This window comes from Lentzea sp. NPDC004782 (genome assembly GCF_040609115.1).
Taxonomy (GTDB): domain Bacteria; phylum Actinomycetota; class Actinomycetes; order Mycobacteriales; family Pseudonocardiaceae; genus Lentzea.
Map to the genome: position 1 here is coordinate 163,163 of NZ_JBEXJN010000006.1, position 25,222 is coordinate 188,384.

Sequence of the window (25,222 nt, forward strand, 5' to 3'; positions counted from 1 at the left end):
GTTTCCACGAGGTGTGCCGGTGGCTAAGGTGAAGAATCTTCGCTTCTTGGGGGAACCGATGCTGGTCGTGGGTGCCCTGCTCGCCTCCCTGCTCGTCGCACCGACCGCGCAGGAGCCCGCGCCGACGCCACCACTGGGCTGGAACTCGTGGAACACGTTCGGCTGCGACATCAGCGAGTCGAAGATCCACGAGACCGCTGATGCCGTGGTGTCGAGCGGCATGCGGGACGCGGGCTACGAGTACGTCGTGATCGACGACTGCTGGTTCGACCCCGAGCGCGACGCCTCCGGTGCGCTGCGCGGGTCCGCGGACCGGTTCCCCAGCGGCATGCAGGCGATGGGCGACTACCTGCACGAACGCGGCCTGAAGTTCGGCATCTACGAGGTGCCGACCGCCCGCACGTGCGCCCAGCGCGGCAACGCCTACCCCGGTTCCACCGGCAGCGCGGGGCACGAGGCGCAGGACGCGCGGACGTTCGCCTCGTGGGGCGTCGACTACCTGAAGTACGACTGGTGCTCGCCGGAGGGCACCCGTGACGAGCAGGTCGCGCGGTTCTCGCTGATGCGCGACGCGTTGCGCGCCACCGGACGGCCGATCGTCTTCAGCATCAACCCGAACAGCTACCACGCCGTGACCGGCGACGACTACAACTGGGGCCAGGTCGCGGACCTCTGGCGCACGACCGAGGACGTGCTGGACATCTGGCAGAACGGCAACACCAACAGCTACCCGATGGGTGTCGTCAACGCACTCGACGTCACCGCACCCCTTGCGGCGCAAACGGGTCCTGGGCACTTCAACGATCCCGACATGCTGGTCGCCGGACGGCCGGGGCTGACGCCGACCGAGTCGCGGTCGCACTTCGCGCTGTGGGCGTTGATGGCGGCACCGCTGATGGCGGGCAACGACATCCGCTCGATGTCCCCGGACATCAGCGCCCTGCTGCGGAACTCCCGGCTGATCGCGATCAACCAGGACCCGCTGGGCGCCGGCGGGCGGCGGGTGCGGGACAACGTCTACGTCAAGCCGCTGCAGGACGGTTCGGTCGCCGTCGGGTTGTTCAACCGCGGCACCGCGTCCACGACGTTGAGCGCGTCGTTCGCCGAGATCGGTTTGCAGGGGGACGGGTTCACGGTCGTCGACCAGTGGACCGGTGCGACCGTGAGCTCGCTGTCGGCCTCGGTGCCCGCGCACGACGTGGCGGTGTTCAAGGTCAGCGGTGGCACGCCGATCCCGTCGAGCACCTTCTCGTTGCGCGGCAACGGGTCCGGGCGGTGCATGGACGTGGAGGGGCCGAACACCGCGCCCGGCGCGAACGTGATCCTCTACGACTGCCACGGCGCGGCCAACCAGCTGTGGACGTCGTGGCCGAACGGTGAGGTGCGGGTGTTCGGCGACCGCTGCCTCGACGCGGCGGGCACCTCGCCGGGGTCCAAAGTGGTCTCGTGGTCGTGTCACGGTGCCACGAACCAGCAGTGGCGGTTCAACAGCGACGGCACGATCGTCGGTGTGCAGTCCGGGCTGTGCCTGGACGCGTCCGGTGCGGGAACGGCGAACAACACGCGGTTGATCGTGTGGACCTGCACCGGACAGAGCAACCAGAAGTGGAGCCGTTAGGCCCTCAGCGTCGCGAGGTTCGCGCGGGTCAGCCCCAGCACGGCCTGCGTGGTCGCGCGCGGGGCGCTGGCCTTGTTGAAACCGCCCGCGTCGAACGCGATCGCGCCCGCTTCCGGTCCGTCGCAGACCTGCAGTGACTTCAGGTAGTCGCGGGCGTTCGCCGCGGACCGGGCGCCGACGACCTGGGCCGCGAGGCCGGTGCTGTTGGCGTTCGAACCGCCCTGCGCGCTCGGGAACCCGCCGTCGGCCTGCTGCCTGGACTCCAGCCACGTCACGGCGTTCGCGGTCGGCTTGCCCTGCGTGCGCAGCGCCTGGACGACGAGGGCGGTGGCGTCGACGTCGCTCACGCACGGCGAGCTCTCGAACGTGACGGGGAAACCGCCGTCGGGGCACCGGGTGTTCGCGAGGTAGTCCGCGCCCTTGATGTCCTTGCCCAGTGCGATCAGCGCGTAGGACTGGGTGAAGGCGTTGGAGAAGTCGCCGAACTGCGAGCGGTCGGAGAAGCGGCCGGACGGTGCCTGCAACGCCTTCAGGCCGGCGATCAGGTCCGTGCCGCCGAAGTTCCTCGGGTTCTTGCCCTTCACCCTGGCCGCGACGGCGAGCTTGGCGTGCGCACCGGCGTACGACTCGCCGTTCGTACCCAGGTAGGCGCCTTGCACGTCGGGCTCGGCCAGCCAGGCGATGGCGCGGTCGGAGTGCTCGCGCGCGGTGCGGGCGGCCGCGAACGCGAAGACGGCGTCGATGGTCAGGCCCTGGTCCGGGTACTTCACGCCACCGAACTCGGTCTCCATCCGCTCGCCGTCGGCCATCTGTCTCGTCAGCCACCCGGCGGCGGCGTCCACGCGGTGGGTGCCGGCTGACGCGGGGACGGCCGTGGCGACGAGGGTGGCGCCGAGCGCGGCGGCGATGATCAGTTTCTGCACGTACCCGACCTTCTCATTCCGGCATGCCGGGGCGACGCGTTTTGCGAAACTCGTCGCATGCGTCCCGCGCTGTGCCTGCTGTTCGTGCTGACCGCCTGCTCGGCGGCCTCGTCCGACCCGGCGGTCCTGTTCCGTCAGTGGCAGTGGGCCGTGCAGAAGTACCAGTCGGTGCGGTTCGACGTGACGATCGAGGTCGAGGGGAAGGACCCGCGCAACCGGACCTACGCCGGCGTGCAGCACGTCAGCAGTGGCGGTGGCACCACGCAGGAGGACGTCACCGCGCACTTCGAGGACCGGTACCGCACCACCGACTACCGCTTGATCACCGTGGACGGCACCAGCTACCTGAAGCACAGCGACCTCACCATGCCGCCCGGCAGGACGTTCTCCAGCATGGGGCTCAACGACGCGCCGTGGGTGGGTCCGTACGCGGTCGAACTGTCGATGGCGGGCAAGGACTACCAGCCCGGCAACCTGTTCGGCGACATCGACCGCAGGACGGTCCGGCTGGTCGAGCACGAGGACGACCGCTACGTGTTCACCGCGGGCGGCGTGCCGAGGTCCGGCGGTTACGTGGACGGGCCCGTGCGGCTCGTCGTCGAGGAGGACGACGAGGGCCGTGTCGTCCGCGTCGAGCAGAACCTGCCGTCGGGCGATCGGCAGCAGGAGCACCTCATTGCCGCGTACAGCCAGTGGGGCACCGCGCCGGACGTGCAGCCGCCGCCACCGCAGACCGTCGCGAAACCGGCTGAGGTCGTGGCCCGGCGGCACTAGTGTCGGGGCATGATCGCTGAGGATCTCCAGCACTACCTGCAGGCGTCGCGCGACTCCGTCGTGTCCTCTTTGGATGGTCTGGGTGAGTACGACGTGCGGCGGCCGCTCGTGCCCAGCGGCACGAACCTGCTCGGCCTGGTGAAGCACCTGATCGGCATCGAGTTCGGCTACCTCGGCGACAGCGTCGGGCGCCCAGGTCCGTTGCTGCCGTGGGTCGAGGACCAGTCCATCTGGGACAACGGCGACATGTGGGCCAAGCCCGACGAGAGCCGCGAGCACCTCCTCGACCTCTACCGCGCGGCGTGGCGGCACACCGATTCCTCGATCGCCGCGCTGCCGCTGGACGCGCCGGCGTCGGTCGAGTGGTGGCCGGAGCACAAGCGCCGGACCACGTTCGGGCACCTGCTCGTGCGCGTCGTGGCGGAGACCGCACAGCACGCCGGGCACTGCGACGTCGTGCGGGAGCTGATCGACGGACGGTCCGGCGCGGACAACCCCGAGGGCTACTACGACCTGGTCCTGAGCATGGCGAGCGCGCCGACCACCGGTCCGGGCACGAGCAGCAGGAACGCGTAGCGCCAGGTCACGAGCTCGGCGAGCAGCGGCACGAGCTGGATGCTGACCACCGTCAGCCCGAACCCGGTGGCGGTCAGCGCGGTGAGCGCCGTCCCGACGTAGCGCGGGTCGGCGACCTCGCTCAGCGACGCGCTGAACACGCCGGAGTCGGCGATCACCGACGCGCCCCACACCGCGCAGAACGCGACCAGCAGCGGCGTGCCCCAGGCCAGCGGCGAGAGCAGGCAGCACAGTCCGCTCACCGTGAGCGCCCCGACGGCGGCGGGTGCGCGGCCGAACCGGTCCGCCGCCCAGCCGCCGATCAGGCAGCCGGTGAACCCGGCCACGCCCATCGTGAGGAACACGGTGAGGCCGACCGGAGCGCGGGAGCTCAGCAGGAACGTCGGCAGCCACGTCCACAGCGCGTACAGCTCCCACATGTGCCCGAAGTAGCCGAGGTTCACCAGCCGCGGCTTGCGCTCGCGGAACATCTGCACCGCGTAGCGCGGGTTGAGCTGGGTGGTGGTGGCGTTCAGGAACGGCCCCGGCCGCACGAACAGCAGTGCCGTGAGCGCACCGAGGAACGCGATCGCGGCGGCGGTCACGAGCACCGCGCGCCACGGCAGCTGCCCGAACACGTGGGGGAGCGCGCTGCCGAGCGTCAACGCCCCGATGAGCACGCCCAGCGCCCGGCCGCGGTTGCGGGTCTCGGACCAGGACGCCATCAGCTTCATGCCCACCGGGTAGACCCCGGCCAGCGCCACGCCGGTCAGGAACCGCAGGGGAACCGCGGACGCGAGCCCGTCCGCGGTGAGCCCGAGCACCAGCGTGAGCGCCGCACCCGCCGCTGCGGAGACCGCGAGCAGCAGGTGCGGGCGGACGCGGTCGGCCAGGTTGAGCACCGTGGCCCCGACCGCGCCCGTGACGAACCCGAGCTGCACGGACGCGGTCAACCACACCGCCGCGCCGGCGCTGATGCCCCACTCGTGCCGCAGCGCGGGGACGACGGCGGACATCGAGAACCACACGGCCAGGCCGAGGACCTGGACTCCTGCGATGGCCGCCCGTTGGATCAGCACACCGAGTCGCTCGGTTTCGGGTTCGCGAGCCCGAACAACGGCCGGAGCCGAAGCCCGATCCACGTGCCGCCGAGCGCGAACACGCCCCACAGCCACCCGTGCAGCGACCCGACGGAGATGCCGCCGAGGTACGCGCCGATGTTGCAGCCACCGGCGAGCCGGGCTCCGATGCCCATCAGCACTCCTCCCAGCACGGCGGCCAGTGCCGTGCGCCACGGAATGGTGCTGTGCATTTTCCACGCCCCGGCGGCCGCCGCGGCGATGGCGGCGCCGATCATGATGCCGATGTCCGTGAGCGAGGTCTTGTCCGTCCAGATCGGAGCGGCGAGCGCCTTGGCGTTGGCCGGGGTCTGCCAGAACTGCCACGTCTCCGGGTGCAGCCCGAGCAGCTGCACGATCTTGGCGCCCCACAGCGCGAACGCGAACGTGACGCCCCAGATGCCGCCCGACACCAGGAACACCGCCGCCGCCAGCACGCCCAGCACCACCGCCCCGGCCAGCAGCGGCCACGAGCCGCGGGCCACGCGGGCGAAACCACGCGCGGTCGGCACGACGTCCACGGGCGGTGGGGTGCGACGGGCCTGGACGAGCCGGGTCGCGAGCACGATGAGGCCGAGCAGGGCGATCGTGATCAGCCAGGAACCCCACCAGCCGACGTGCTCGGACAGCACCACGGCCGGGAACGCGGGCCAGCCGTCGAACAGCGGGAAAGCCCAGGTGTAGAACACGGACCCGGCGACGAAACCGAAGAGCGTCAGCACGATCGTGGACTGGCCGGACCCGACCGCGAACAACGTGCCCGACGCGCAGGCGCCGCCGAGCTGCATGCCGATCGCGAACAGCACCGCGCCCACCAGCAACGCCAGGCCCAAAGGGGTGCCGACGGCCTTCGGGACGGAGCCGAACAGGCCGGAGCCGGTCGAGATGATCAACGTGATGAGCGTCGCCGCGGTGCCGAGCAGCACGGTGTGGGCGCGCACACCCTCGCCGTTGCCGACGGCGATCAGCTGGCGCCACGCGGAGGTGAAACCGAAGCGGGAGTGGAACAACGCGAGGCCCAGCGCGAGACCGAGCGCGAGCAGCACGCCCTGTTTCGCGCCGTAGGAGGCCCAGACGAACCAGGTCAGGCCGACCGCCAGGAGCCCGGCGACGACGAGCGGGACGGTGCGGACCGGTTCCTCGGGGGCGGGAACGGGGGCCGCGCAGGATGTCGGGAAGTACTGCGTCGTCACCGGGATCTCCTCAAGCGACTAGTTGGGGATGATGTGGTTCGGGGCCTTGACGACGGACTCGATCAGGCCGAAGACCGGGACGCCGAGCGGCGCCGTCGTCCACTTGTCGGTCAGCCCGCCGGTGTCCGGCTTGTCGACCACGACCGGGTCGGCGAACGCGGGCGAGGCGAACCCGGCGAGCACGGCACCGCTGAGCAGAGCCGCCGTGACGATCTTCTTCATGGAGAACTTCCTTTCGTGGTGGGGAAATCAGCCGCCGATGAACTTGAGCAGTTCGAAGATCGGCGCCAGGGCCGCGGGCACGCCGACGGCCGGGTCGAGGACCGAACCCAGGTCGAGTCCCGGCAGGACCCAGATCGGCGTCTCCGAGGTGAGGAACTGAGCGACCACAGCAGAACTCCTTCAGCTGAGCACCGGGCTGACCGGTACGACGGTGGCTTTCGGGACCCATTGCCCCGCAAGCTCTTCCTGCATGGGCATGCCGGGGCCGTGCGCCTCGTCCGGCCCCATCGGCATCGCGGTCACCTGCGCGACCGCGTAGATCTGGACCTGGTCACCGGAGGGCCGGCCACCAAGCCACGAGCGGAACCCGGCGGGGGTCGGGTTCTCGCCGCCGAAGCGGTTGCCGACCTCGACCGCGTACCCGATCGGCAGCCGCTCCCGCGGGTCGAACCGCAGCGGCGCGGCCAGCGTGGTCACCGAGCCGGCGATCGCGGACGTCAGCAACCACGGCGCCACGTACAGGCCGTGCGGGTAGACCGGGCGTTCGGCCTGCTCGACGCCGGCCCGCGACAACGCGCTGTACGCCTGCGACCAGCCGGACAGCACGACCAGCGCGTCACCCGAGTCCGACACCGGCAGTCCGGAACCCACCAGCGCGGCCGCGGCGACACCGCGAGGCGAGGAGTCCGAGACGATGCGGACGCTGGTGACGCCCTTGTTCTTCAAGAACGCCACCAGCTTCGTCAGCGAGTCGGAGTCCTCGGTGGACAGACCGTCGGCCGGGCAGGAGGTGAGCGCGTCCCGCCTGCCCGCGATCAGGCCGCCCAACGCCGCCGAAGCGCACTCGGCGTCCGGTGCCGGACCGGGCGCGGTACCGGTGTCGAACTCGACGGAAGCGCTGCCGGACGCGGAACGCACGGTCAGCGAGCCGCGACCGGCAGGCAGGTCGACCGACGCCCACGTGCCGTCCGCACCGGCGAGCGGCACGGCCGGAACCTCGACGCCACCGACGCTGACCGACATGCCACCGGCGGGGAAGTGCACGAGGTTGCGCCCCGGCCGGTGCGGGCTGATCAGCACCGGCACCCGCCCGGCCGAGGCCAGCACGGGCACCCCCGGCACGGGCAGCTCCTGCGGCGGGGGAATCGCGGCGAGCCCGCTCCACGCGAGCAGACCGGCCGCGACCGCAAGAGTGCCGTACCGGCGAATCCCCAGTGCTGCCAAGGGGAGCAGCACCACCACGACCAGGCCGAGGCCGAGCAGCGTCTCGTACACCCGGCGGTCGAACGCGATGCCGGACGACACCAGCCGCACGACACCCGCCAGCGCCAGCACCACGCCCAGCGACAGCGCGTGCTGCCGGAACCGGGAACCCGGCGCCAGCGCCAGCGCCACCCACCCGACCGCACCGGCCACGTAGACGGTGCCGGCCACCAGCAGCACGCCGGAGTCCCCCACGGAGGTCTCGATCACCAGCAGCAACGTCAGCGCCGCCGCCACCCACCGGACCGCGGGCCTGCCGAGCAGCACCGGCACCAGGACGACGAGCAGCCCGTGTGCCAACGCGCCCAGCACGTGCGCGTCGAACGCCACCAGCGACACGGTGACGAGCCCCAGGGCGAGCGCCGCGAGTGCGAAGTTCGCGGCCCTCAGCCGTGGCGGGACCACGACCGCGAGCCCGGAGCCGGCGATCAGCGCCGACACGAGCAGCAGTGCCAGCCGCACCACGACGATCCAGGGGGAGACGTCGGCGGGTGCGTCGAAACCTCCGTGGGGGTGATCCATCACTTCACGTCCGCGTCCGAGATCACGAACAGCTCCGAGTGCGGCTTCGCGTTGCCGAACGGGCCGTGCGGCCAGTCCTTGCGGTTGAAGTTGATGCCGACCTGACCGGAGAACTCGTCCTTGAACGACGTGTCCAGCGTGAGCTGACCGTCCGGGCCGACCTTCACGATGTTGACCTTGTGGTCACCGTCGAGGCCGGTGCGCGCGACGAAGTAGTTCGACACCGCGAGCCGCTTGGGCGACGAGACCTCGTGGTAGTAACCGTCGCCGCTGAGTTCGAAGTTGTCGTACGCGCCCCAGTGCGGACCGGCGGCGGGCGTGCCGGGGTTGATCGGGACGGCACCCGCGAGCGTCGGGCAGTCGGCCTCGCCGCCACCGTTCTGCGCCTCGGCGAGCGTGTCGATGCGGCACTTGAAGTTCGTGCCCGCCGCCAGCAGCTTCTCGATGTTCAGCACGTACACGCCACCGGTGGTGCCGGGGTCGTTCGGGCCGAGAGCGCCCTTGGCCCGTCCGGAGATCGCGCGGTAGAGGTACCTGTCGTCCGGCGACGTCTGGATCCAGCCACCATTCGAACCGCCACCGTTCGAATCGTTGCCCGCGAAGATCGCCTTGCCGGCCGAGCCGTCGTCGAACACCTCGTACCAGTGCGGCTCGGCAGCCGTGATGTCCGGCGTGTAGTGCACCGCGCCGCCCTGCATGGTCTGGGCGAACGCGCCCTTGTGCCCCGGCAGGTTCGTCACCGTCGTCTCCATGACCGCGCGGCTCTCCTGGTGCAGCGGGTCGTCGGCGTCGGCGCGCGGGCCGTTCTGCAGGTAGCTCACGGCCTTCAACCGGGGGTTGTTGCGGTCGGAGATGTCCCACGTGCGGACCGTCGGGCGGCGCAGGTAGGGCGAGGGCGCCTTGACCGGGTCGAGGATGATGTTGCGCGGCTCGGCGTAGTCGCTCGTCACGAGGATGTTCAGGTCCTCGCGCGCCTGGATGCCGTGCGGGTTCGCGCACGACGGCGCGCCCAGCCGCGGCAGGTTCAGGCAGAGCTTCTCGTCGTCGCCCTGCGGGGTCGCGGCGGAGGTCTGCGACAGCACCTCGCCGTTCGGGGAGAACCGCAGCAACGCGCCGGGCGAGCCCGCGAAACCGTTGCCCACCACCGTTTGGCCGTTGGCGTAGGTGTACGGGCCCGGCACCACGGGGCCGCCCATGTAGGTGCCGTACGCCGTGCCGTCCTTCAACGTCCAGTAGGCGTCGGGCACGGACCCGCCGAGCGTGTTCGTCGGCAGGCTGATGCCCTTGAGCTTCAGCTGCGGGAGTGCGCTCACGTCGAACGCGTAGGTGGCCGCCGCGAACAGCGCGCCCGCGTAGACCGTGTCGCCCTTGTGCCACACGTACTGCATGTGGTGCGGCTCGTTCTCGACCAGCGGGCCGACGGTCGCGGTGTTCACGACCTCGCCGTAGCTCGGCGAGCCCTCGGTCGCGTCGATGACGGCCAGGAAGTCGGGTCCCGGCAGCGCGTTGGTGACCTTGCCGAGCCCACCGCTCAGCGAACCGGGCAGGTTCTTCAGGTCCTTCACGAGCGTGTCGGCGACGTTCTCGTCTCCAGCCCAGACGAGAAGCCACTTCTTGCGCCCGGCGCTCAACGTCTGCGCCTCACGGGTGAGGTGGTTCGTCACCCAGTACTGCTTGCCGTCCGATGCCGTCTTGCTGTCGACGACCGTTTGCACATCGGCATAGGCGGGGGCGTTGTCCCCGCTCGCCGTGACCACACCGGCCGCGAGCACCGCCACCGCGGTTCCGGCCAGAGTTTTTCGCCATCGCATTGCAGTCTTCTTCTCCTTGTTTCGGGCACGCCGAATTCGCCGTTTCTGACGCAGGGCAGAAACAGGCGCTGATGCGGGAAAGGGATGCTCAGTGAGCGTGACAGAGTGCGCTGGCCTGCTGGCGCAGGTCCACGTGAAGGCGTCCCACCAGGACGACACCGATGCACATGTGGCTGAGGATCTCGATAGCCCACCAATGTTGTCAACGCGCTGACCAAAGAGTGGGAAGCCACTCGGTGGTGTTCTTTTTCAGTCGGTCGGCGCAGCACGCTGACGCTCGGTGAAAAGGCGAACATCGGTGAAAGATTATCTCGGCCACCGATGGTTCGCGTTTTGTCTCTCTATTTGTATCAGCCTTTGGTGAGGAGTGCTCGGTGAGCGAAGACGGAGTGAAGTTCGCCTATTGGGTGCCCAACGTGAGTGGCGGACTCGTGGTGAGCGGCATTGAGCAGCGCACTGACTGGTCCTACGAGTACAACCGCGACCTGGCCGTTCTCGCCGAGAACAACGGTTTCGAGTACGCGCTCTCGCAGGTGCGTTATCTCGCTTCGTACGGTGCTGCCTACCAGCACGAGTCCACGTCGTTCTCGCTCGCACTGCTGCTGGCCACGCAACGGCTGAAGGTGATCGCCGCCGTGCATCCGGGGCTATGGCAACCGGGCGTGCTGGCCAAGCTCATCGCGACCGCGTCTCACCTGTCCGGGGGACGGGCGGCGGTCAACGTGGTGTCCGGCTGGTTCAAGGGCGAGTTCACCGCGCTGGGTGAACCGTGGCTGGAGCACGACGAGCGCTACCGGCGATCGGAGGAGTTCATCCGGGTGCTGCGGGCCTCGTGGGACACCGGCGAGTTCCAGGGCGACTTCTACCGGCTGCACGGCTACGACCTGAAGCCGAAACCGCTGGGGACGCCGGAGATCTTCCAGGGCGGCAACTCCACCGCCGCCCGCGCGATGGCCGGTCGCGTCTCCGACTGGTACTTCTCGAACGGCAAGGACTTCGACGGCGTCTCCGAGCAGATCGCCGAGGTGTCCGCGGCCGCACAGGCCAACGGCCGGAAGGTCCGATTTGGACTGAACGGCTTCCTGATCGCCCGCGACACCGAGAAGGAGGCCCGCGAGACGCTCAGGGAGATCGTGGCGAAGGCGGACGTTCTCGCAGTGCGGGGGTTCCGGGACGCGGTGCGGCAGGCCGGGCCGTCGACCGGGGACAAGCGCGGTATGTGGGCGGACTCGTCGTTCGAGGATCTCGTGCAGTACAACGACGGTTTCCGCACGAAGCTGATCGGCACGCCGGAGCAGGTCGCCGAGCGGATCGTGGAGTACCGGCGGCGGGGCGTGGACCTGCTGCTCCTGGGTTTCCTGCACTACAAAGAAGAAGTCGAGCACTTCGGCAGGCACGTCCTGCCGATCGTGCGCGAGCTGGAGGCCGACCTTGTCGAAAGTAAGGTCTGACCGGTTCCGATCGGCAGAGGTGCGTCCGGTGTGGACTTGGTAGCTTCGACTGGGTGACTTGGCTGGTGGTCGGCACCGACGCGGTGCTCGGTGTGTTCGTGTTGATGTTCGGCTGGCTCGTGCTGCGGCACCGGCTCCGCGCCGTCCTCGCCGGCGCGGGCGTGGCGGTGGCGTACGTGATCAGCGAACTGGTCAAGTTCGCGGTGCAGGAGGACCGGCCCTGCCGCACAGCGCCTTCGCTCGCGCACTGCCCGCCGCCGGGCGACTGGTCGTTCCCCAGCAACCACTCGGTGATCGCCGGGGCGTCCGCGATGGCGATCTGGTCGCTGCACCGGGCGCTCGGCTGGGTGGCGGCGGTGTGCGCGGTCGCGGCGGCGGCTTCACGGGTCGCCGTCGGTGTCCACTACGTGCACGACGTGCTGGCCGGGTTGCTGCTCGGCGCGCTCGTCTCGTGGGTGATCGCGGTTCTGCTGAAGAAGAAGCGGGTCGAGGACGACGCGCCGACCGTGGTGCTGACCCGGCTGGGATGATGGGTGCCGTGTGGGTGCGGCTGGTCTTGTGGGTGGGCGCGGCGGTGCCGGTGGTGGCCGCGGCGCTGACCTCGCGGCCGGGCCGGCTCTCCGGCTGGGAGGTCGCGCTCGACCTGGCGGTGCTCGCGCTGGCGTTCGTGGTGGTGCGGAAACGTCCCGCGGTCGCACTGGGGCTCGCGCTCGGGGCGTGGCTGGTCTGCTACCTCGCGCGGGTCGAGTTCGACAGCGCCACCGGCGTGCTCGCGCCGGCGCCTGCGCTCGCGATCACGAGCTTCCTCGCCGGGCGGCACGCGAAGGACCCCAGAGCCGGCGCGATCGCGTTGACCGTCGCGGAGATCGCCGGTGTCGTCGTGGCGCTGACCGTACGCGGCGGTTCGGACACCGCGCTCGCCGTCACGTCCGGCATCGGTGTGCTGGGTGTGGTGCCGTGGGCGGTCGGCAGGTTCCGGCGGCGGTACGCGGAGCTGCTCAACGTCGGCTGGGAGCACGCGGCCCTGCTCGAACGCGACGTGGACAACGCCCGCAACGCCGAACGCACCCGCCTCGCCGGTGAGATGCACGACCTGGTCGGTCACGAGCTCGCGCGGGCCGCACTGCTCGTCGGCGCGCTGGAGCTGGAACCGACGCTCACGGCAGGGCAGCGGGAGGCGGCGAAGACGGCGCGGACGAGCGTCACCGCCGCCGCGGAACGGCTCGCGGACGTCATGCAGGTGCTGCGCGCCGACGAGGACGAACCCGTGACGACGATCGAGGAGGTCGTCCACCGCAGCGGCCTCGACGTCGAGCTGGTCAACGACCGCACCGAGCCGATCGACGGGATCATCGCGAGGACCGTGCACCGGGTCGTCGCCGAAGCGCTGACCAACGTGATCAAGCACGCTCCCGGCGCGAAGGTCACCGTCGAGCTCGCGGCGAACCTCGACCTCCGCGTCACCAACGGCCCGGCCCCGAAACCGCCCGCGGTCGGCAGCGGGAAGGGCCTGGTGGGCCTCGCCGAACGCGTCGCGCTCGTCGGCGGCTGGTTCGACGCCGCACCGTTGGACGGCGGGTTCGAGGTCCGCGCGAAGCTGCCGGAACGTCCGCTGCCGCGCACCACTCCCACGCACGTGCGCCGCCAGAGCACCGAGGCGGAGATCCGGCGCAGCGCGCGCAGGACGATGCTGATCACGTCCGCGGTCTGCGCCGGCATCGCGATCGGCGTGCCCGGCTACATGGTGTTCGACGCGGCGACGTCGGTGCTGAGCCCGGAGCAGTTCGCACGGGCGCAGCTCGGCCAGGACGACGACGACCTGGACCTGCCCCTGCGCACCCGCGTCGACAACCCGCTCGGCGTCACCGCGCCCGCCGGCACCGAATGCCGGTACTACAGCACGCACGCCAACCCGTTCGACGCCGACCGGCACGACCTGCACCAGCTCTGCTTCCGGGATGATCGGCTCGTCTACAAGCAGTGGCTCGTCAGGAGGCGCGGTTGATCAGGGTGGTGCTCGCGGACGACGAGCCGGTGGTCCGGTTCGGCGTGAGGGCCGTGCTCGCCACCGCGGGGGACGTCGACGTGGTGGCGGAGGCGGAGAACGGCAGCGAGGCCGTCGAGCTGGTCGCGGCGCACCGCCCGGACGTGGCGGTGCTCGACATCCGCATGCCGCGCCTCGACGGCCTGGACGCGGCCAACCTGATCCGCGCACACCACCCGGACACCAGGACGCTGGTGCTGACGACGTTCGCCGACGACGGGTACATCAGCCGGGCGCTGGGGGAGGGCGCTTCCGGGTTCGTGCTCAAGACCGGCGACCCGCAGGAGATCATCGCGGGCGTGCGGGCCGTCGCCACCGGCGCCGCCTACCTGTCACCCCTGGTGGCCAGGCGAGTGGTCGACCAGCTGGCGAAGAACCGGCCTCGGCCCGGTGCGGCACAACGGGTCCAGGCGCTCACGGCGCGCGAACGAGAGGTGCTCGGCCTCGTCGGCGCGGGCCTGTCCAACGCCGAGATCGCGGGTCAGCTCCACGTCGTCGAGGGAACCGTGAAGGTGTACGTCAGCACGATTCTGCGGCAGCTGGGCGTCCGGAACCGGGTGCAGGCGGCGATCATCGCGCACGAAGCCGGGCTCATCCCCGGCTGACGCGGTCAGAACCCTGGCCAAACGATGAAGGGCTCCTTCATCCACCTGGGGTGGATGAAGGAGCCCTTCATCGAGAGCTCAGGACCTGGTGCCCAGGCCCGCGATCGCCCTGACTTCCATCTCCGCCGCCCTGGTCGAGTTCTCCGGCTCCGCCTTGGAGAACATCGTGCCGAGGAACCCGCACAGGAACGAGAACGGGATCGACACCAGACCGGGGTTGCCCAGCGGGAACCACGCGAAGTCGATGTCCGGGAAGATCGACGTCGTGTGGCCGGACATCACCGGGGAGAAGATGATCAGGATCAGGCACGAGCCGAGGCCGCCGTAGATGCTCCACAGCGTGCCGGTGGTGTTGAAGCGCCGCCAGAAGAGCGTGTAGAGGATCGTCGACAGGTTCGCGGACGCGGCGAGCGCCAGCGCGAGCGACACGAGGAACGCCACGTTCTGGCCGTTCGCCGCGATGCCACCGATGATCGACAGCACGCCGACGACGATGGCGGTCAGGCGCGCGACGCGGATCTCCTTCCGGGGCTCGGCGCCACCGCGCTTGATCACGTTCGCGTACACGTCGTGGGCGAACGAGGCCGACGCCGCCAGCGTCAGGCCCGCGACGACCGCGAGGATCGTGGCGAACGCGACGGCGGACACGATGCCCAGCAGGACGGCGCCGCCGATCCGGAACGCGAGCAGCGGCGCGGCGGAGTTCTCGCCACCCGGTGCGGCGGCGATGGTCTCGGTGCCGACCAGTGCCATCGCCCCGAAGCCGATCACCAGCGTGCACAGGTAGAAGATGACCATCGTCCAGGTCGCCCACACGACCGAACGGCGGGCTTCCGAGGCGTTCGGCACGGTGTAGAAGCGCATCAGCACGTGCGGCAGCGAGGCGATGCCCAGCACCAGCGACAGCGCGAGCGACACGAAGTCCAGTTTGGACATCGTGCTGATGCCGTACTTCACGCCGGGGTCGAGGACGGCGGCGCCGTGCTTGTTGTGCTCGGTGGCCTGTTCCATGATCGCGGACAGGCTGAAGCCGAACTTGCCGAGCAGGAAGATGCTCATCAGCGTCACGCAGAGCAGCAGCAGGACGGCCTTGATGATCTGCACCCAGGTGGTGCCCTTCATGCCGCCGACCAGCACGTAGAACACCATGACGATGCCGACGACGGCGATCAGGAACGCCTGACCGGTCTTCGAGGACACGTTGAGCAGCAAGGCGATCAGGCCGCCGGCGCCGGCCATCTGCGCGATCATGTAGAAGAAGGAGATCACCAGCGTGGCGTTCGCGGCGGCCGCGCGGACCGGGCGCTGCCGCATCCGGAACGCCAGCACGTCGCCGACGGTGAAGCGGCCGGTGTTGCGCAGTCCCTCGGCGATCAGCAGCAGGCCGACCAGCCACGCGACGACCCAGCCGACGGAGTAGAGGAAGCCGTCGTAGCCGTTCGCCGCGATACCGCCGGAGATGCCGAGGAACGACGCGGCCGACAGGAAGTCACCGGAGAGCGCCACGCCGTTCTGGGCGCCGGTGAACGAGCTGCCCGCGGCGTAGTAGTCCGACGCCGTCTGGTTCCGGCTCGAGGCCCGGTAGACGATGTAGAGGGTGATCAGGACGAACACCCCGAAGACGCTGAGGTTCAGCACCGGGTTGCCGGTGGTGGGCATGCCTTACTCCTCGACCCCGGTCTTCTCGGCGAGTGCCTTGCGCTGCGGGTCCAGCCTGCGCTTGGCGAAGCGCGCGTACGAGAGCGTGATAACGATGGACACCACGAACTGTCCGAGACCCAACAGGATCCCGAGGTTGACGACTCCGACGACCTTGGTGCTGACGAAGTCTTTCGCATATGCGGACAGCAGCACGAAGGTCAAGTAGGAGGCGAGGAACAACACGGTCATCGGGAAGATGAACGTGGTGAGTCGCCGACGTAACGCGCGGAATTCGTCGGTCTGCTGAATCAGCACGAAGTTCGGTTTGCCGTTCGAATCGACGTACGACAGGGTGTCCGGGTCGTCGAACGACGCGAAACCCCGGATTTCCCGATGCTCGTGCTGTGTTTCTCCAGGCGACCACATCGCCTTGGTCATGGACTCCGCCCTCCTGCGTGCGGCGCTCACTGTAGCTCCCTCACGTGTGCAGTCAACGCGGCCGGGGCCCCGGAAACGGTCGAAACCGGACACGCATTCGTCTCAAATGGTGGGGGTCGACAACGGTTTGGTTGCGGTGGCCGGACGTTGCGCCACGTGCAACAGTGTTCGACTCCCGTTCGACAGGTCCAGACCGTTGTCGCACGTGTACACCTGGCCTAGGATCGTTCGGTCCGCGTTTTTGGTGACGGTTGGGGATAAAGTGGGGTTCTTAGCGCGCGAACGCACAGTCGCGCCTCCCGGATGGAACCGCTGGCTCGTTCCGCCCGCAGCACTGGCGATTCATCTCTCCATTGGTCAGGCATACGCCTGGAGCGTCTTCAAGACGCCGCTGGAGAAATCTCTCGGTATCACGGGAACGCAGTCGGCTCTGCCCTTCCAGCTCGGCATCGTGATGCTCGGGCTCTCGGCGGCCGTGCTCGGCACGACCGTGGAGCGCAAGGGGCCGAGGTGGGCCATGTTCACCTCCCTGGTCTGCTTCTGCTCCGGCCTGCTGATCTCGGCCGTCGGCGTGTGGGCGGGCATGTACTGGGTCGTCGTCCTGGGCTACGGCCTGATCGGCGGCATCGGCCTCGGCATCGGCTACATCTCGCCGGTCTCGACGCTGATCAAGTGGTTCCCCGACCGGCCGGGCATGGCGACCGGCATCGCGATCATGGGCTTCGGCGGCGGAGCGCTGATCGCGTCACCGTGGTCGACCTCGATGCTGACCGCGTTCGGCAACACCTCCACGTCGGGCATCGGCAAGGCCTTCCTGATCCACGGCCTCGCGTACGCCGTGTTCATGAGCCTCGGCGTGCTGCTGATCCGCCTGCCCTCACCGGAGTTCACGCAGGAGAAGGCGGAACTGCTGCGGGACAGGCCGAAGTCGACCGTGGCCTTCAACGTGTCCGCCAACAACGCGATCAAGACGCCGCAGTTCTGGCTGCTCTGGGTCGTGCTGTGCTTCAACGTCACCGCGGGCATCGGCATCCTGGAGAAGGCCGCGCCGATGCTGGTCGACTTCTTCAAGCAGTCCTCGACCCCGGTCCTCGCGACGGCCGCCACCGGTTTCGTGGCGCTGCTCTCCGCCGCGAACATGGCCGGCCGGTTCGTCTGGTCGTCCACCTCGGACCTGGTGGGGCGCAAGAACATCTACCGCGTCTACCTCGGTGTCGGCGCACTGCTCTACCTGGTGCTGCTGACGATCGGTTCGTCCAGCGTGCCGCTGTTCGTGATCGCGGCGATGGTGATCCTGTCGTTCTACGGCGGCGGTTTCGCGACGATCCCGGCCTACCTGCGCGACCTCTTCGGCACCTACCAGGTCGGCGCGATCCACGGGCGCCTGCTGACCGCGTGGTCGGTGGCGGGCGTGCTCGGGCCGCTGATCGTCAACGCCATCGCGGACGCGGGCAAGAAGGCGGGACACGTCGGTCCCGACTTGTACACCACGTCGTTCTACATCATGATCTCGCTGCTGGTCGTCGGTTTCGTCGCGAACGAGCTGGTCCGCCCGGTCAACGCGAAGTTCCACGAGCCGAAGGCCGCCGACGTGACCGAGGAGACCGCGCAGCCCGCGGCCGCCGCGGCCGTCGAGGCCGAGGTCGTCAAGACCGAGGAACCTGTGGTGGCGGAGGTCGAGGAGTCCGCGGCCGAGAAGGCTGAGGAGCCTGAGGTCGTCAAGGCCGAGGAGCCCGTGGTTGAGGAGTCCACGGCTGTCAAGGCTGACGAGTCCGCGGCCGTCGAGGCCGAGGAGCCGGCGGCTGAGAAGGTTGAGGAGTCCGCGGACGCGAAGTCCGAGGAGCCCACGGCTGCCAAGGCTGACGAGTCCGAGGTTGCGGAGGCAGAAGAGCCTGCGGCTGCCGACGTCGAGGAGTCCGCGGTTGTGAAGGCCGAGGAGTCCGCGGCTGCCGAGGCTGAGGAGCCTGCGGTCGCCGAGACCGACGAGCCGGCGGTTGAGAAGGCTGAGGAGCCCGCGGCTGCCGAGGTCGAGAAGCCTGCGGCTGCCAAGGCGAAGAAGCCTGCGGCTGCCCGGGCCAAGAAGCCCGCGGCTGCCCGGACCAGGAAGCCTGCGGCTGCCAAGGCCGAGGAGCCCGAGGCCGGCAAGGACGACGAGGCCACGGTCACCAAGTGGAACGAGGCCGAGGCCGCGGACGTCGCAGAGGCGGCGGACAAGAACGCGGAAGAAGACGCGGAAGGCGTGGTGCGGAAGTGAACTCCCAGCGCTTGTTGCTGATCGGTGCCTGGTTGTGGGTGGGCATCCCGCTCGCCTACGGCCTGTACCGGCTCTTCCTGAACGCGGCCAAGCTCTTCGTCTGATGCTGAACGCGCTCGTCAACTGGCGCAACTGGCGCCTGCCGGTGAAGCTCGCCGCGGTGTTGATCGTTCCGGTCGCCATCGCGGTGGGCTCCGGCGTGCTGCAGATCCAGTCCCACATGGAACGCGCCGAGACCTACGCGGCGCTGCAGCGACTGGTGAAGGTCCGCGCTGCGCTGATCCCCGCGATCGAGGGGGTGCAGGCGGAACGTCGGATCATGGCCGAGGGGTCGGGACCGCAGGCGCTCCAGGACCAGGTGCGGCGCACCGACGAAGCCAGAACGGCGTTGCGGCAGCAGGTCGCGAAGACCGCGCTGTCCGAGGTCGTTATGGCCCGGATGAACGACGTCGCGTCCCGGATCGGCGGTCTGTCCGCGTTGCGCGAGCAGACCACCGACGTGCCGGGGGCGATCAAGGAGTACACCTCGCTCACCGAGTCGATGCTCGACGTGGACGAGGTGCTCGCGAGCGAGTTCGGCGACCCCGCGCTGTCCCGCACGGCGATGGGCCTGCACCACGTGCTGCACGTGCAGGAGCAGGTCCTCTACCAGCAGGCCGTCGTGCTGTCCGGGCTCACGCGCGGCCAGCTCGTCACCGCCGAGGTGCGCTCGCTGGTGGAGTCGAACGTCAAGCTCGGTTACATCGCGAGCGAGTTCGCCGCGCTCGCGACGCCGCAGCAGCTCGACTCGTACTGGTCGTTCTTCAACGGCCCGGACATCGAGGCGCAGCGCAAGATGCTCGCCACCGCCGTGCTGCACCCGACCTCCGACGCACCGACCACGGGAACCGGCACCGCGAAGCCCAAACCGTTGCCGATCGCGGCGTCCGACTGGAGCAGGGCCACCAACGCGGTCGCGACGTCGCTGGACGGTGTGGTGTCGGGGCTGCAGAAAGACCTCGGCAGCACCGCGGACCGTCTGCGCGACGAGACCAGCGACCAGGCCGGCGCCACGGCCGCGATCCTGTTCGGCAGCCTGGTCCTGGCCGGCACCATCGGGTTCGTCGTCGGCCGTTACCTGCTGCGCTCGCTCAACGCGTTGCGCCGCTCGGCGCTCGACGTGGCCTGGCACAAGCTTCCCGAGATGGTGGCGACCGGCCGCGGCAGCACCGAGATCGAACCTGTGCCGGTGCACACGACCGAGGAGTTCGGCCAGGTGGCACGCGCGTTCGACGCGGTACACCAGCAGGCCGTGAAGTCGGTCATCGAGCAGGCCGGCATGCGCGCGAACATGCGCAACATCTTCGTGAACCTCTCGCGGCGCAGCCAGAGCCTCGTCGAACGCCAGCTCAAGCTGATGGAGGAGCTGGAGAAGTACGAGGAGGACCCGGACCAGCTCGCGAACCTCTTCAAGCTCGACCACCTCGCCACCCGCATGCGCCGCAACAACGAGAACCTGATGGTGCTCTCCGGCGGCGACGTGGCGCGGCGGTACACCCGGCCGATCCCGCTGACCGACGTGCTGCGCGCGGCGGCCGCGGAGATCGAGCAGTACCAACGGGTGATGGTGCACACGGCGCCGAACGCCGAAGTGGTCGGTTACGTGGCGAGCGACCTCGTCCGCCTCCTGGCCGAACTCCTTGACAACGCAACGGCTTTCTCGCCGCCGCACACCCAGGTCTCGATCAGCGCGTCGATCGAGGCCGGCGACATCGTGCAGATCGACGTGGTCGACCACGGCATCGGCATCGACCCCGAGGCGCTGGCGGCGGTGAACCACCGCCTGGAGGCCGCGGGCGAGGGCGTGGACGTCCAGGTCTTCCGTGAAATGGGACTTTTCGTCGTCGGCAGGCTGGCCGCACGCCACCAGATCGTGGTACGTCTCGATGCCCAACAGGGCAAGGGGACTCGCGCGATCGTGTTGGTTCCTGCTGAACTGGCACCACGACGCGAAGAGTCCTGGGAGTCTTTCCGAGGGGAAGCGATCGAGCAGCAGCCGTTGCGGCCGATGATGTCCGCCCCGGCGCCGGCACCTGCCCAGGAGTCGACGTCGTGGTTCGAGTCACCGGTTGCCGCTGGACCGCCTCCTCCCGCACCAGCACGCCAGTCGCCTGAGTCGGCCCGGGGCTTCCTCGACGCCTTCCAGCGCGGCGTGCAGCGAGGCCTTCCCGACCGGCAGGAGAGTCGATGAGCACGCAGGTGGACCAGTTCGGCTGGCTGGTCACCAACTTCGCCGAGCGCACCCCCGGCATCGAGCACGCGGTGGTGATCTCGGCAGACGGCTTGGTGTTGATCTCGTCGTCGAAACTGCCCGCGCACGTCGCGCCCCAGTTCGCGGCGATCGTGGCCGGCGTGGTGTCGCTCGCGGAGTCGGCGTCGTACTGCTTCGCCGGTGACGCGGTCGTCCGCACGGTGGTGCAGATGGACCGCGGTGTGATGCTGCTGTCGTCGATCAGCGACGGCTCGGTGCTCGCGGTCCTGGCGTCGGCCTCCTCCGACGTCGCCCAGGTCGCCTACGAGATGACGGTGGTCGTGCGGCAGGTGGGCCAGCTGCTCACGCCGGAACTGCGGGCCGAGCTGGCATGAGCAGAGAGCCGGAGGAGCAGGTCAGCTTCGGCGACCTGGTCAGCGGATTCAGCTTCGACAGCGCGCGGATCCGCAAGCGCGGCAAGAAGAAGGCCACGCGGGCCGTGGACCCGGTGGCGGAGCCGGACCCGTACGCGACGATGCCGTTCGACGTGCCGCCGCTGCCGTCCGTCGAGTCGTCCGCGTCGATCGTGCGCGCCTACGCGTGGACCGGTGGCCGCACCACGTCCGACGTGCACCTGGAGATCGAGACGCTCGTCTCGGTGAACGAGTTCTCCGCGACCGCGGTGCGCCCGGAGCACCAGGACGTGCTGGCGTTGTGCCACTCGCCGCGGTCGGTGGCCGAGATCGCGGCGCTGCGCGGCCTGCCGCTGGGTGTCACGAAGGTGCTGCTCGGCGACATGGCCTCGCACGGCCTGATCGACGTCCACCGCACCGCGTCCTCGTACGGCGGCGACCGTCCCGACGGTGCGCTGCTGGAACGGGTGCTGGCCGGCCTGCGCCGGCTCTGATCCGCGCCGGCCCCTCGGACCGCTGCTACGGTCGAAAGCACCATCTGGGGAGGTTGGCGTGGAGTTCCAGGACGTTGTCCGCCGTCGGCGCATGGTCCGCAAGTTCACCGACGAGCCCGTCAGCGACGAGAGCATCCAGCGCATCATGCGCAACGCGGTGCGCGGCCCGTCCGCCGGGTTCTCGCAGGGCCAGGGCTTTCTGGTGCTGCGGGGCGAGTCGCTGAAGCGGCTCACCGAGATGTTCGAGTGGTGGGGCGGTGAGGACGCCAAGACGGCGCCGGTCGTCGTCATCCCGTTCTCGGCCAAGGACGTCTACCTCGACCGGTACGCGCAGGCCGACAAGGGCTGGACGGACCGCGCCGAGGACCACTGGCCGGTGCCGTACTGGGACATCGACACCGGCATGGCCGCGTTGCTGATCCTGCAGACCGCGGTGGACGAGGGCCTCGGCGCGGTGTTCTTCGGGACCGACAAGGAGACGTGGCCGCAGCTGCGAGCGGCGTTCGGCGTGCCGGACAGCTACGTGCCGATCGGCATGATCGCGATCGGACATCCCGCGGAGGAGGGCATCTCCGAGGGTGCCTCGCCGCGCACGCGCAAGCGCAAGGCGTTCGACGAGATGGTGCACTGGGATCGGTGGCAGTGAGGTCGTTCGGCCTGCTCGGACCGTTGGACGTGGTGCTCGACGGGCACCGGGTCCACGTCCCGTCCGGCAAGCGGCGCGTGCTGCTGGCCGCTCTGTTGTTGCGTCCCGGCCAGGTGGTCGGGGTCGACGAGCTGGTCGAGCTGGTCGGTGGCTCACGAGGAGCGTTGCAGACCGCGGTCGGCCGGCTGCGCGAGGACCTCGGGCGGCCCGAGCTGGTGCGGACCCGGCCGGGCGGGTACCTGCTGGACGTGCGGCCGGACGAGGTCGACCTGCACCGGTTCGACCGGCTGGAACCGCGGGAGGCGCTGGCCCTGTGGCGCGGCCGCCCGTTCGCCGACATCGGCAGCGACGCGCTCGAACGCGACCACGTGCCCGCGTTGACCGAGAAGTACCTGGCCGCACTGGAAGCCCGGATCGAGCAGGACCTCCGCGACGGACTGCACGAGCAGCTCGTCCCCGAACTGCGCTCGCTCACCCGGCAGCACCCGGCCAGGGAACGCATGTGGGCGCAGCTGATCGTCGCGTTGCACCGCTGCGACCGGCAGACCGAGGCGTTGCAGGCCTACGACGACATCCGCGCGAGGCTCGCCGACGAGCTCGGCCTCGACCCCGGCAGGGATCTGCAGCAGGCCCACCAGCAGGTGCTCACGGCCGACAACCGCCCGAAGGCCCGCAACGACCTGCCCGGCGACATCGCCGACTTCGCCGGTCGCGCCGAGGACCTCGACGAGATCCTCGCCGCCGTCCCGTCCGGCTGCGTCGCGATCACCGCGATCGACGGCATGGCGGGCATCGGCAAGACCACGCTCGCGGTTCGCGCCGCGCACCGGCTGGCCTCCCGCTTCCCGGACGCGCAGCTGTTCGTGGACCTGCACTCCTACACCGAGGGCGTCGAGCCGCGCACCCCGTCGGACGCGCTGCTGGCGTTGCTGACCGCGCTCGGCGTGCCGGCCCACGACATCCCGGACGGTCTCGACGCCCGCGCGGCCCGGTGGCGCGCGGAGATGGCCCACCGCAGGGCACTCGTGGTGCTCGACAACGCGGGCAGCGCCGCCCAGGTCCGCCCGCTGCTGCCCGGCACCGGCCTGGTCCTGGTGACCAGCAGGCGCAGGCTCGTGGACCTCGACGCCGCCCACACGATCTCGCTCGACGTGCTGTCCGAGGTGGACGCGCTGAACCTGCTCGCGAGCATCGTCGGAAAGAAGGCCGATCTCGACGCCTCCCGCGAGATCGTCCGGCTCTGCGGCTACCTGCCGCTCGCGGTCCGGATCGTCGGCGCCCGGTGGCGCACCAGACCCGCCTGGACCGCGCAGGACGTGACGCGCCGGCTCACCGAGCACCGGCTGACCGAGCTGACCGCGGGCGAACGCAGCGTCGCGGGCGCGTTCGCCCTGTCGTACCAGCAACTCACGCCCGAGCAGCAGCGGCTGTTCCGGCGGCTCGGCCTGCACACCGGCGAGGACTGGGACGCCCACCTGGCGGCCGCGGTGATCGGGTCGACGCGGGTGGCGGCCGAGCGGCTGCTGGACGGCCTGCTCGACGTGCACCTGGTGCAGCAGAAGGAGAACGGCCGCTACCGGTTCCACGACCTGCTGGCCGACCACGCGAAAGCGATGGTCGAGCCGGAGGAGGCCGAGGAAGCCGTGCTGCGCATCGTCGATTTCTACCTGCATGCGGCGAGCATCGCGGCGTTCCTGATGGCGACGGACTGGCCGAAGACCACTCCGGTCGTGCGGTACCCGCCGGTCGAACTGCCGCCGCTCGCGAACATCAGGCAGGCGACGGAGTGGATGGAGCGTGAACGCGGCAACCTCAGGGCTGCTGTGTACCTGGCGGCCTATCGCGGCCATTACACGCACGCATGGCAGCTGCCGCAACAAATGGCGCCCTTTCTGCTGCTGCGCGGCTACGGCCGTGAACGCATCGAGCTGCAGAACGTCGCGCTGGCCGCCACACACCAGCTCGGTGACCTGAAGGCCCGCGCGGAAGCGTTGCGAGGTCTCGGATCGGCGTACCTGTCCCGCCCGGACGCGAAGCCGGTCGAGCGTCTGCAGGAGGCGCTCGACCTGATGCGTCAGATCGGCGACGTGCTCGGCGAGGCGTCTGTCCTCGCGCTTTTCGGCATCATCGCGCGGGAAGGCCTCCGCTCCGACAAGGCGCAGCGGTACTTCGAGCAGGCCGTCGAGCTGATCCGCGGTGTGGGAGCGCCGATCCAGGAGGCGTACGCACTGCACCACCTCGGTCTCACCTGCGTGCTGCAGGGGAAGAACGACGAAGCGCTGGAGCACCTCACCGCGGCACTGAGACTGGGCGAGGAACACGGCGACGTCTCGCGGATCGCGCTCGCGTTGGAGGACATCGGCTTCGTCCACTTCTACCTGTACAACGACGACGAATGCGCCAATCACCTGGAACGGTCGTTGCCCGTCTTCCAGGAACGCGGCGACTGGCGCGGCGAGGCGTTCGCGCGGGCGGACTTCACCTACGCGGCACTGGAGTCGGGACGGCCGGGCAAGGCGCTGGAGATGGCGCACGCGGCCGTGCGGTTGTGCCGGACCGGCCTGTGCGTGACCGCGGACGACGACGTGCTCAGGGCCATGGGCGAGTTCGAGGACCACGTCGGGGAGCTCGAACTGGCGTTCGTGCTGGCCATCCGCGCGGAACTGGAGGGACGGCTGACCGAGGCCGTGCGGTACGGCGAGTGGTGCCTGGCGGCGATCAAGCGGGCCAGGCGCAGCTGGATGGGAGACCGCGTGCTAGGGCAGCTGTGCCGGGTGCACGTGGCGCTCGGCGACCGCGAGACCGCCGTGCGCTGCGGCGAGGAGGCGGTCGCGGCCGCGGAACGGTTGGGTCAGCCCAGGGCGGTGGCCGTGGCGAAGCGGATCCTGGCTACAGCCAAAGCGCCAGGAGCAATGCCGTCGCAGCGACGACGATGATCAGTGTGAAGGCCGCGTACTGGGCGAGTTTGTCCCTGGTCCTGTGCATTTCCGGCTCCCCTCGGTGGTGT

21 protein-coding genes and 1 pseudogene are annotated in these 25,222 nt (G+C 69.7%); 13 read left to right on the plus strand and 9 right to left on the minus strand.

Annotated features, from left to right (window positions below; all coding sequences use genetic code 11):
- Positions 1–28: 28 nt before the first annotated feature.
- The gene (locus tag ABZV40_RS08220; RefSeq protein WP_355437438.1) at positions 29–1,618 is read left to right on the plus strand and encodes a ricin-type beta-trefoil lectin domain protein; all 1,590 of its coding nucleotides are present in this window, start codon (positions 29–31) and stop codon (positions 1,616–1,618) included.
- Here ABZV40_RS08220 and ABZV40_RS08225 read toward each other — a convergent pair.
- Positions 1,615–2,541 carry a prenyltransferase/squalene oxidase repeat-containing protein gene (locus ABZV40_RS08225; protein WP_355437440.1) on the minus strand — a complete coding sequence of 309 codons (927 nt, stop codon included), beginning with the start codon at positions 2,539–2,541 and terminating at the stop codon, positions 1,615–1,617. The two genes, ABZV40_RS08220 and ABZV40_RS08225, sit on opposite strands and share 4 nt — an antisense overlap.
- A gap of 57 nt (positions 2,542–2,598) precedes the next feature.
- Between ABZV40_RS08225 and ABZV40_RS08230 the strand changes: the two genes are divergently transcribed.
- Together ABZV40_RS08230 and ABZV40_RS08235 are read left to right on the plus strand one after the other, a co-directional pair.
- Positions 2,599–3,315: a hypothetical protein gene (locus tag ABZV40_RS08230; protein WP_355437442.1), complete on the plus strand. Its 717-nt coding sequence runs from the start codon at positions 2,599–2,601 to the stop codon at positions 3,313–3,315.
- Between the two features lie 9 nt (positions 3,316–3,324).
- On the plus strand, positions 3,325–3,891 hold the full coding sequence (locus ABZV40_RS08235; RefSeq protein ID WP_355437444.1) for a DinB family protein: 567 nt from the start codon (positions 3,325–3,327) through the stop codon (positions 3,889–3,891).
- Here the strand turns inward: ABZV40_RS08235 and ABZV40_RS08240 are convergent.
- The 6 genes from ABZV40_RS08240 to ABZV40_RS08265 are packed head-to-tail and all read right to left on the minus strand — an operon-like array spanning position 3,822 to position 9,999.
- Positions 3,822–4,949: an MFS transporter gene (locus tag ABZV40_RS08240; RefSeq protein ID WP_355437446.1), complete on the minus strand. Its 1,128-nt coding sequence runs from the start codon at positions 4,947–4,949 to the stop codon at positions 3,822–3,824. The genes ABZV40_RS08235 and ABZV40_RS08240 overlap by 70 nt on opposite strands.
- On the minus strand, positions 4,943–6,181 hold the full coding sequence (locus tag ABZV40_RS08245) for a YeeE/YedE family protein (protein ID WP_355437448.1): 1,239 nt from the start codon (positions 6,179–6,181) through the stop codon (positions 4,943–4,945). The genes ABZV40_RS08240 and ABZV40_RS08245 overlap by 7 nt, the downstream gene beginning before the upstream one ends.
- An 18-nt stretch (positions 6,182–6,199) precedes the next feature.
- A complete protein-coding gene (locus ABZV40_RS08250; RefSeq protein ID WP_355437450.1) occupies positions 6,200–6,403 on the minus strand; it encodes a hypothetical protein in 204 nt (67 codons plus the stop codon).
- 27 nt (positions 6,404–6,430) lie between these two features.
- Entirely contained in the window at positions 6,431–6,571 is a 141-nt protein-coding gene (locus tag ABZV40_RS08255) for a hypothetical protein (RefSeq protein ID WP_355437452.1), read from the minus strand.
- A gap of 12 nt (positions 6,572–6,583) precedes the next feature.
- On the minus strand, positions 6,584–8,188 hold the full coding sequence (locus ABZV40_RS08260) for a hypothetical protein (RefSeq protein WP_355437454.1): 1,605 nt from the start codon (positions 8,186–8,188) through the stop codon (positions 6,584–6,586).
- Positions 8,188–9,999 carry a hypothetical protein gene (locus ABZV40_RS08265; RefSeq protein WP_355437456.1) on the minus strand — a complete coding sequence of 604 codons (1,812 nt, stop codon included), beginning with the start codon at positions 9,997–9,999 and terminating at the stop codon, positions 8,188–8,190. The genes ABZV40_RS08260 and ABZV40_RS08265 overlap by 1 nt, the downstream gene beginning before the upstream one ends.
- 374 nt (positions 10,000–10,373) lie before the next feature.
- Here ABZV40_RS08265 and sfnG point away from each other — a divergent pair, with 374 nt between their 5' ends.
- Genes sfnG through ABZV40_RS08285 form a run of 4 tightly spaced genes read left to right on the plus strand, consistent with a single transcriptional unit; the run spans position 10,374 to position 14,099 of the window.
- The gene (gene sfnG, locus ABZV40_RS08270; protein WP_355437459.1) at positions 10,374–11,450 is read left to right on the plus strand and encodes a dimethylsulfone monooxygenase SfnG; all 1,077 of its coding nucleotides are present in this window, start codon (positions 10,374–10,376) and stop codon (positions 11,448–11,450) included.
- A 53-nt stretch (positions 11,451–11,503) separates the two neighbouring features.
- Positions 11,504–11,980 carry a phosphatase PAP2 family protein gene (locus ABZV40_RS08275; RefSeq protein WP_355437461.1) on the plus strand — a complete coding sequence of 159 codons (477 nt, stop codon included), beginning with the start codon at positions 11,504–11,506 and terminating at the stop codon, positions 11,978–11,980.
- Positions 11,981–11,994: 14 nt separating this feature from the next.
- On the plus strand, positions 11,995–13,455 hold the full coding sequence (locus ABZV40_RS08280) for a histidine kinase (RefSeq protein ID WP_355437463.1): 1,461 nt from the start codon (positions 11,995–11,997) through the stop codon (positions 13,453–13,455).
- Complete coding sequence (locus tag ABZV40_RS08285) at positions 13,452–14,099, plus strand: response regulator transcription factor (protein ID WP_355437465.1); 648 nt, start codon at positions 13,452–13,454, stop codon at positions 14,097–14,099. Before ABZV40_RS08280 ends, ABZV40_RS08285 begins: the two co-directional genes overlap by 4 nt.
- A 78-nt stretch (positions 14,100–14,177) precedes the next feature.
- Here the strand turns inward: ABZV40_RS08285 and ABZV40_RS08290 are convergent, their stop codons facing one another.
- Positions 14,178–15,758, minus strand: coding sequence for a cation acetate symporter (locus ABZV40_RS08290; protein ID WP_355437467.1), 1,581 nt, complete (start codon positions 15,756–15,758; stop codon positions 14,178–14,180).
- Positions 15,759–15,761: 3 nt separating this feature from the next.
- A complete protein-coding gene (locus tag ABZV40_RS08295; protein ID WP_355437469.1) occupies positions 15,762–16,271 on the minus strand; it encodes a DUF485 domain-containing protein in 510 nt (169 codons plus the stop codon).
- 169 nt (positions 16,272–16,440) lie between these two features.
- Between ABZV40_RS08295 and ABZV40_RS08300 the strand changes: the two are divergent.
- The 6 genes and pseudogenes from ABZV40_RS08300 to ABZV40_RS08325 all read left to right on the plus strand — a co-directional run.
- A pseudogene (locus ABZV40_RS08300) lies at positions 16,441–17,757 on the plus strand (OFA family MFS transporter); the annotation flags it as partial.
- 778 nt (positions 17,758–18,535) lie between these two features.
- Positions 18,536–20,662, plus strand: coding sequence for a nitrate- and nitrite sensing domain-containing protein (locus ABZV40_RS08305; RefSeq protein ID WP_355437471.1), 2,127 nt, complete (start codon positions 18,536–18,538; stop codon positions 20,660–20,662).
- Positions 20,659–21,057, plus strand: coding sequence for a roadblock/LC7 domain-containing protein (locus ABZV40_RS08310; RefSeq protein ID WP_355437473.1), 399 nt, complete (start codon positions 20,659–20,661; stop codon positions 21,055–21,057). The genes ABZV40_RS08305 and ABZV40_RS08310 overlap by 4 nt, the downstream gene beginning before the upstream one ends.
- Positions 21,054–21,569, plus strand: a complete 516-nt coding sequence (locus tag ABZV40_RS08315) for a DUF742 domain-containing protein (protein WP_355437475.1) — start codon at positions 21,054–21,056, stop codon at positions 21,567–21,569. Before ABZV40_RS08310 ends, ABZV40_RS08315 begins: the two co-directional genes overlap by 4 nt.
- A 58-nt stretch (positions 21,570–21,627) precedes the next feature.
- Positions 21,628–22,215, plus strand: a complete 588-nt coding sequence (locus ABZV40_RS08320; RefSeq protein WP_355437477.1) for a nitroreductase family protein — start codon at positions 21,628–21,630, stop codon at positions 22,213–22,215.
- Positions 22,206–25,151 carry a BTAD domain-containing putative transcriptional regulator gene (locus tag ABZV40_RS08325; RefSeq protein WP_355437479.1) on the plus strand — a complete coding sequence of 982 codons (2,946 nt, stop codon included), beginning with the start codon at positions 22,206–22,208 and terminating at the stop codon, positions 25,149–25,151. The genes ABZV40_RS08320 and ABZV40_RS08325 overlap by 10 nt, the downstream gene beginning before the upstream one ends.
- Positions 25,152–25,222: the final 71 nt, after the last annotated feature.

Bases quoted from the DNA above. Each gene is read 5' to 3' on its own strand.
- ABZV40_RS08290 (WP_355437467.1), bottom strand. From the start codon at position 15,758: ATGCCCACCACCGGCAACCCGGTGCTGAACCTCAGCGTCTTCGGGGTG.
- ABZV40_RS08305 (WP_355437471.1), top strand. From the start codon at position 18,536: ATGCTGAACGCGCTCGTCAACTGGCGCAACTGGCGCCTGCCGGTGAAG.
- ABZV40_RS08310 (WP_355437473.1), top strand. From the start codon at position 20,659: ATGAGCACGCAGGTGGACCAGTTCGGCTGGCTGGTCACCAACTTCGCC.
- ABZV40_RS08235 (WP_355437444.1), top strand. From the start codon at position 3,325: ATGATCGCTGAGGATCTCCAGCACTACCTGCAGGCGTCGCGCGACTCC.
- ABZV40_RS08250 (WP_355437450.1), bottom strand. From the start codon at position 6,403: ATGAAGAAGATCGTCACGGCGGCTCTGCTCAGCGGTGCCGTGCTCGCC.
- ABZV40_RS08230 (WP_355437442.1), top strand. From the start codon at position 2,599: ATGCGTCCCGCGCTGTGCCTGCTGTTCGTGCTGACCGCCTGCTCGGCG.
- ABZV40_RS08265 (WP_355437456.1), bottom strand. From the start codon at position 9,999: ATGCGATGGCGAAAAACTCTGGCCGGAACCGCGGTGGCGGTGCTCGCG.
- ABZV40_RS08260 (WP_355437454.1), bottom strand. From the start codon at position 8,188: ATGGATCACCCCCACGGAGGTTTCGACGCACCCGCCGACGTCTCCCCC.
- ABZV40_RS08315 (WP_355437475.1), top strand. From the start codon at position 21,054: ATGAGCAGAGAGCCGGAGGAGCAGGTCAGCTTCGGCGACCTGGTCAGC.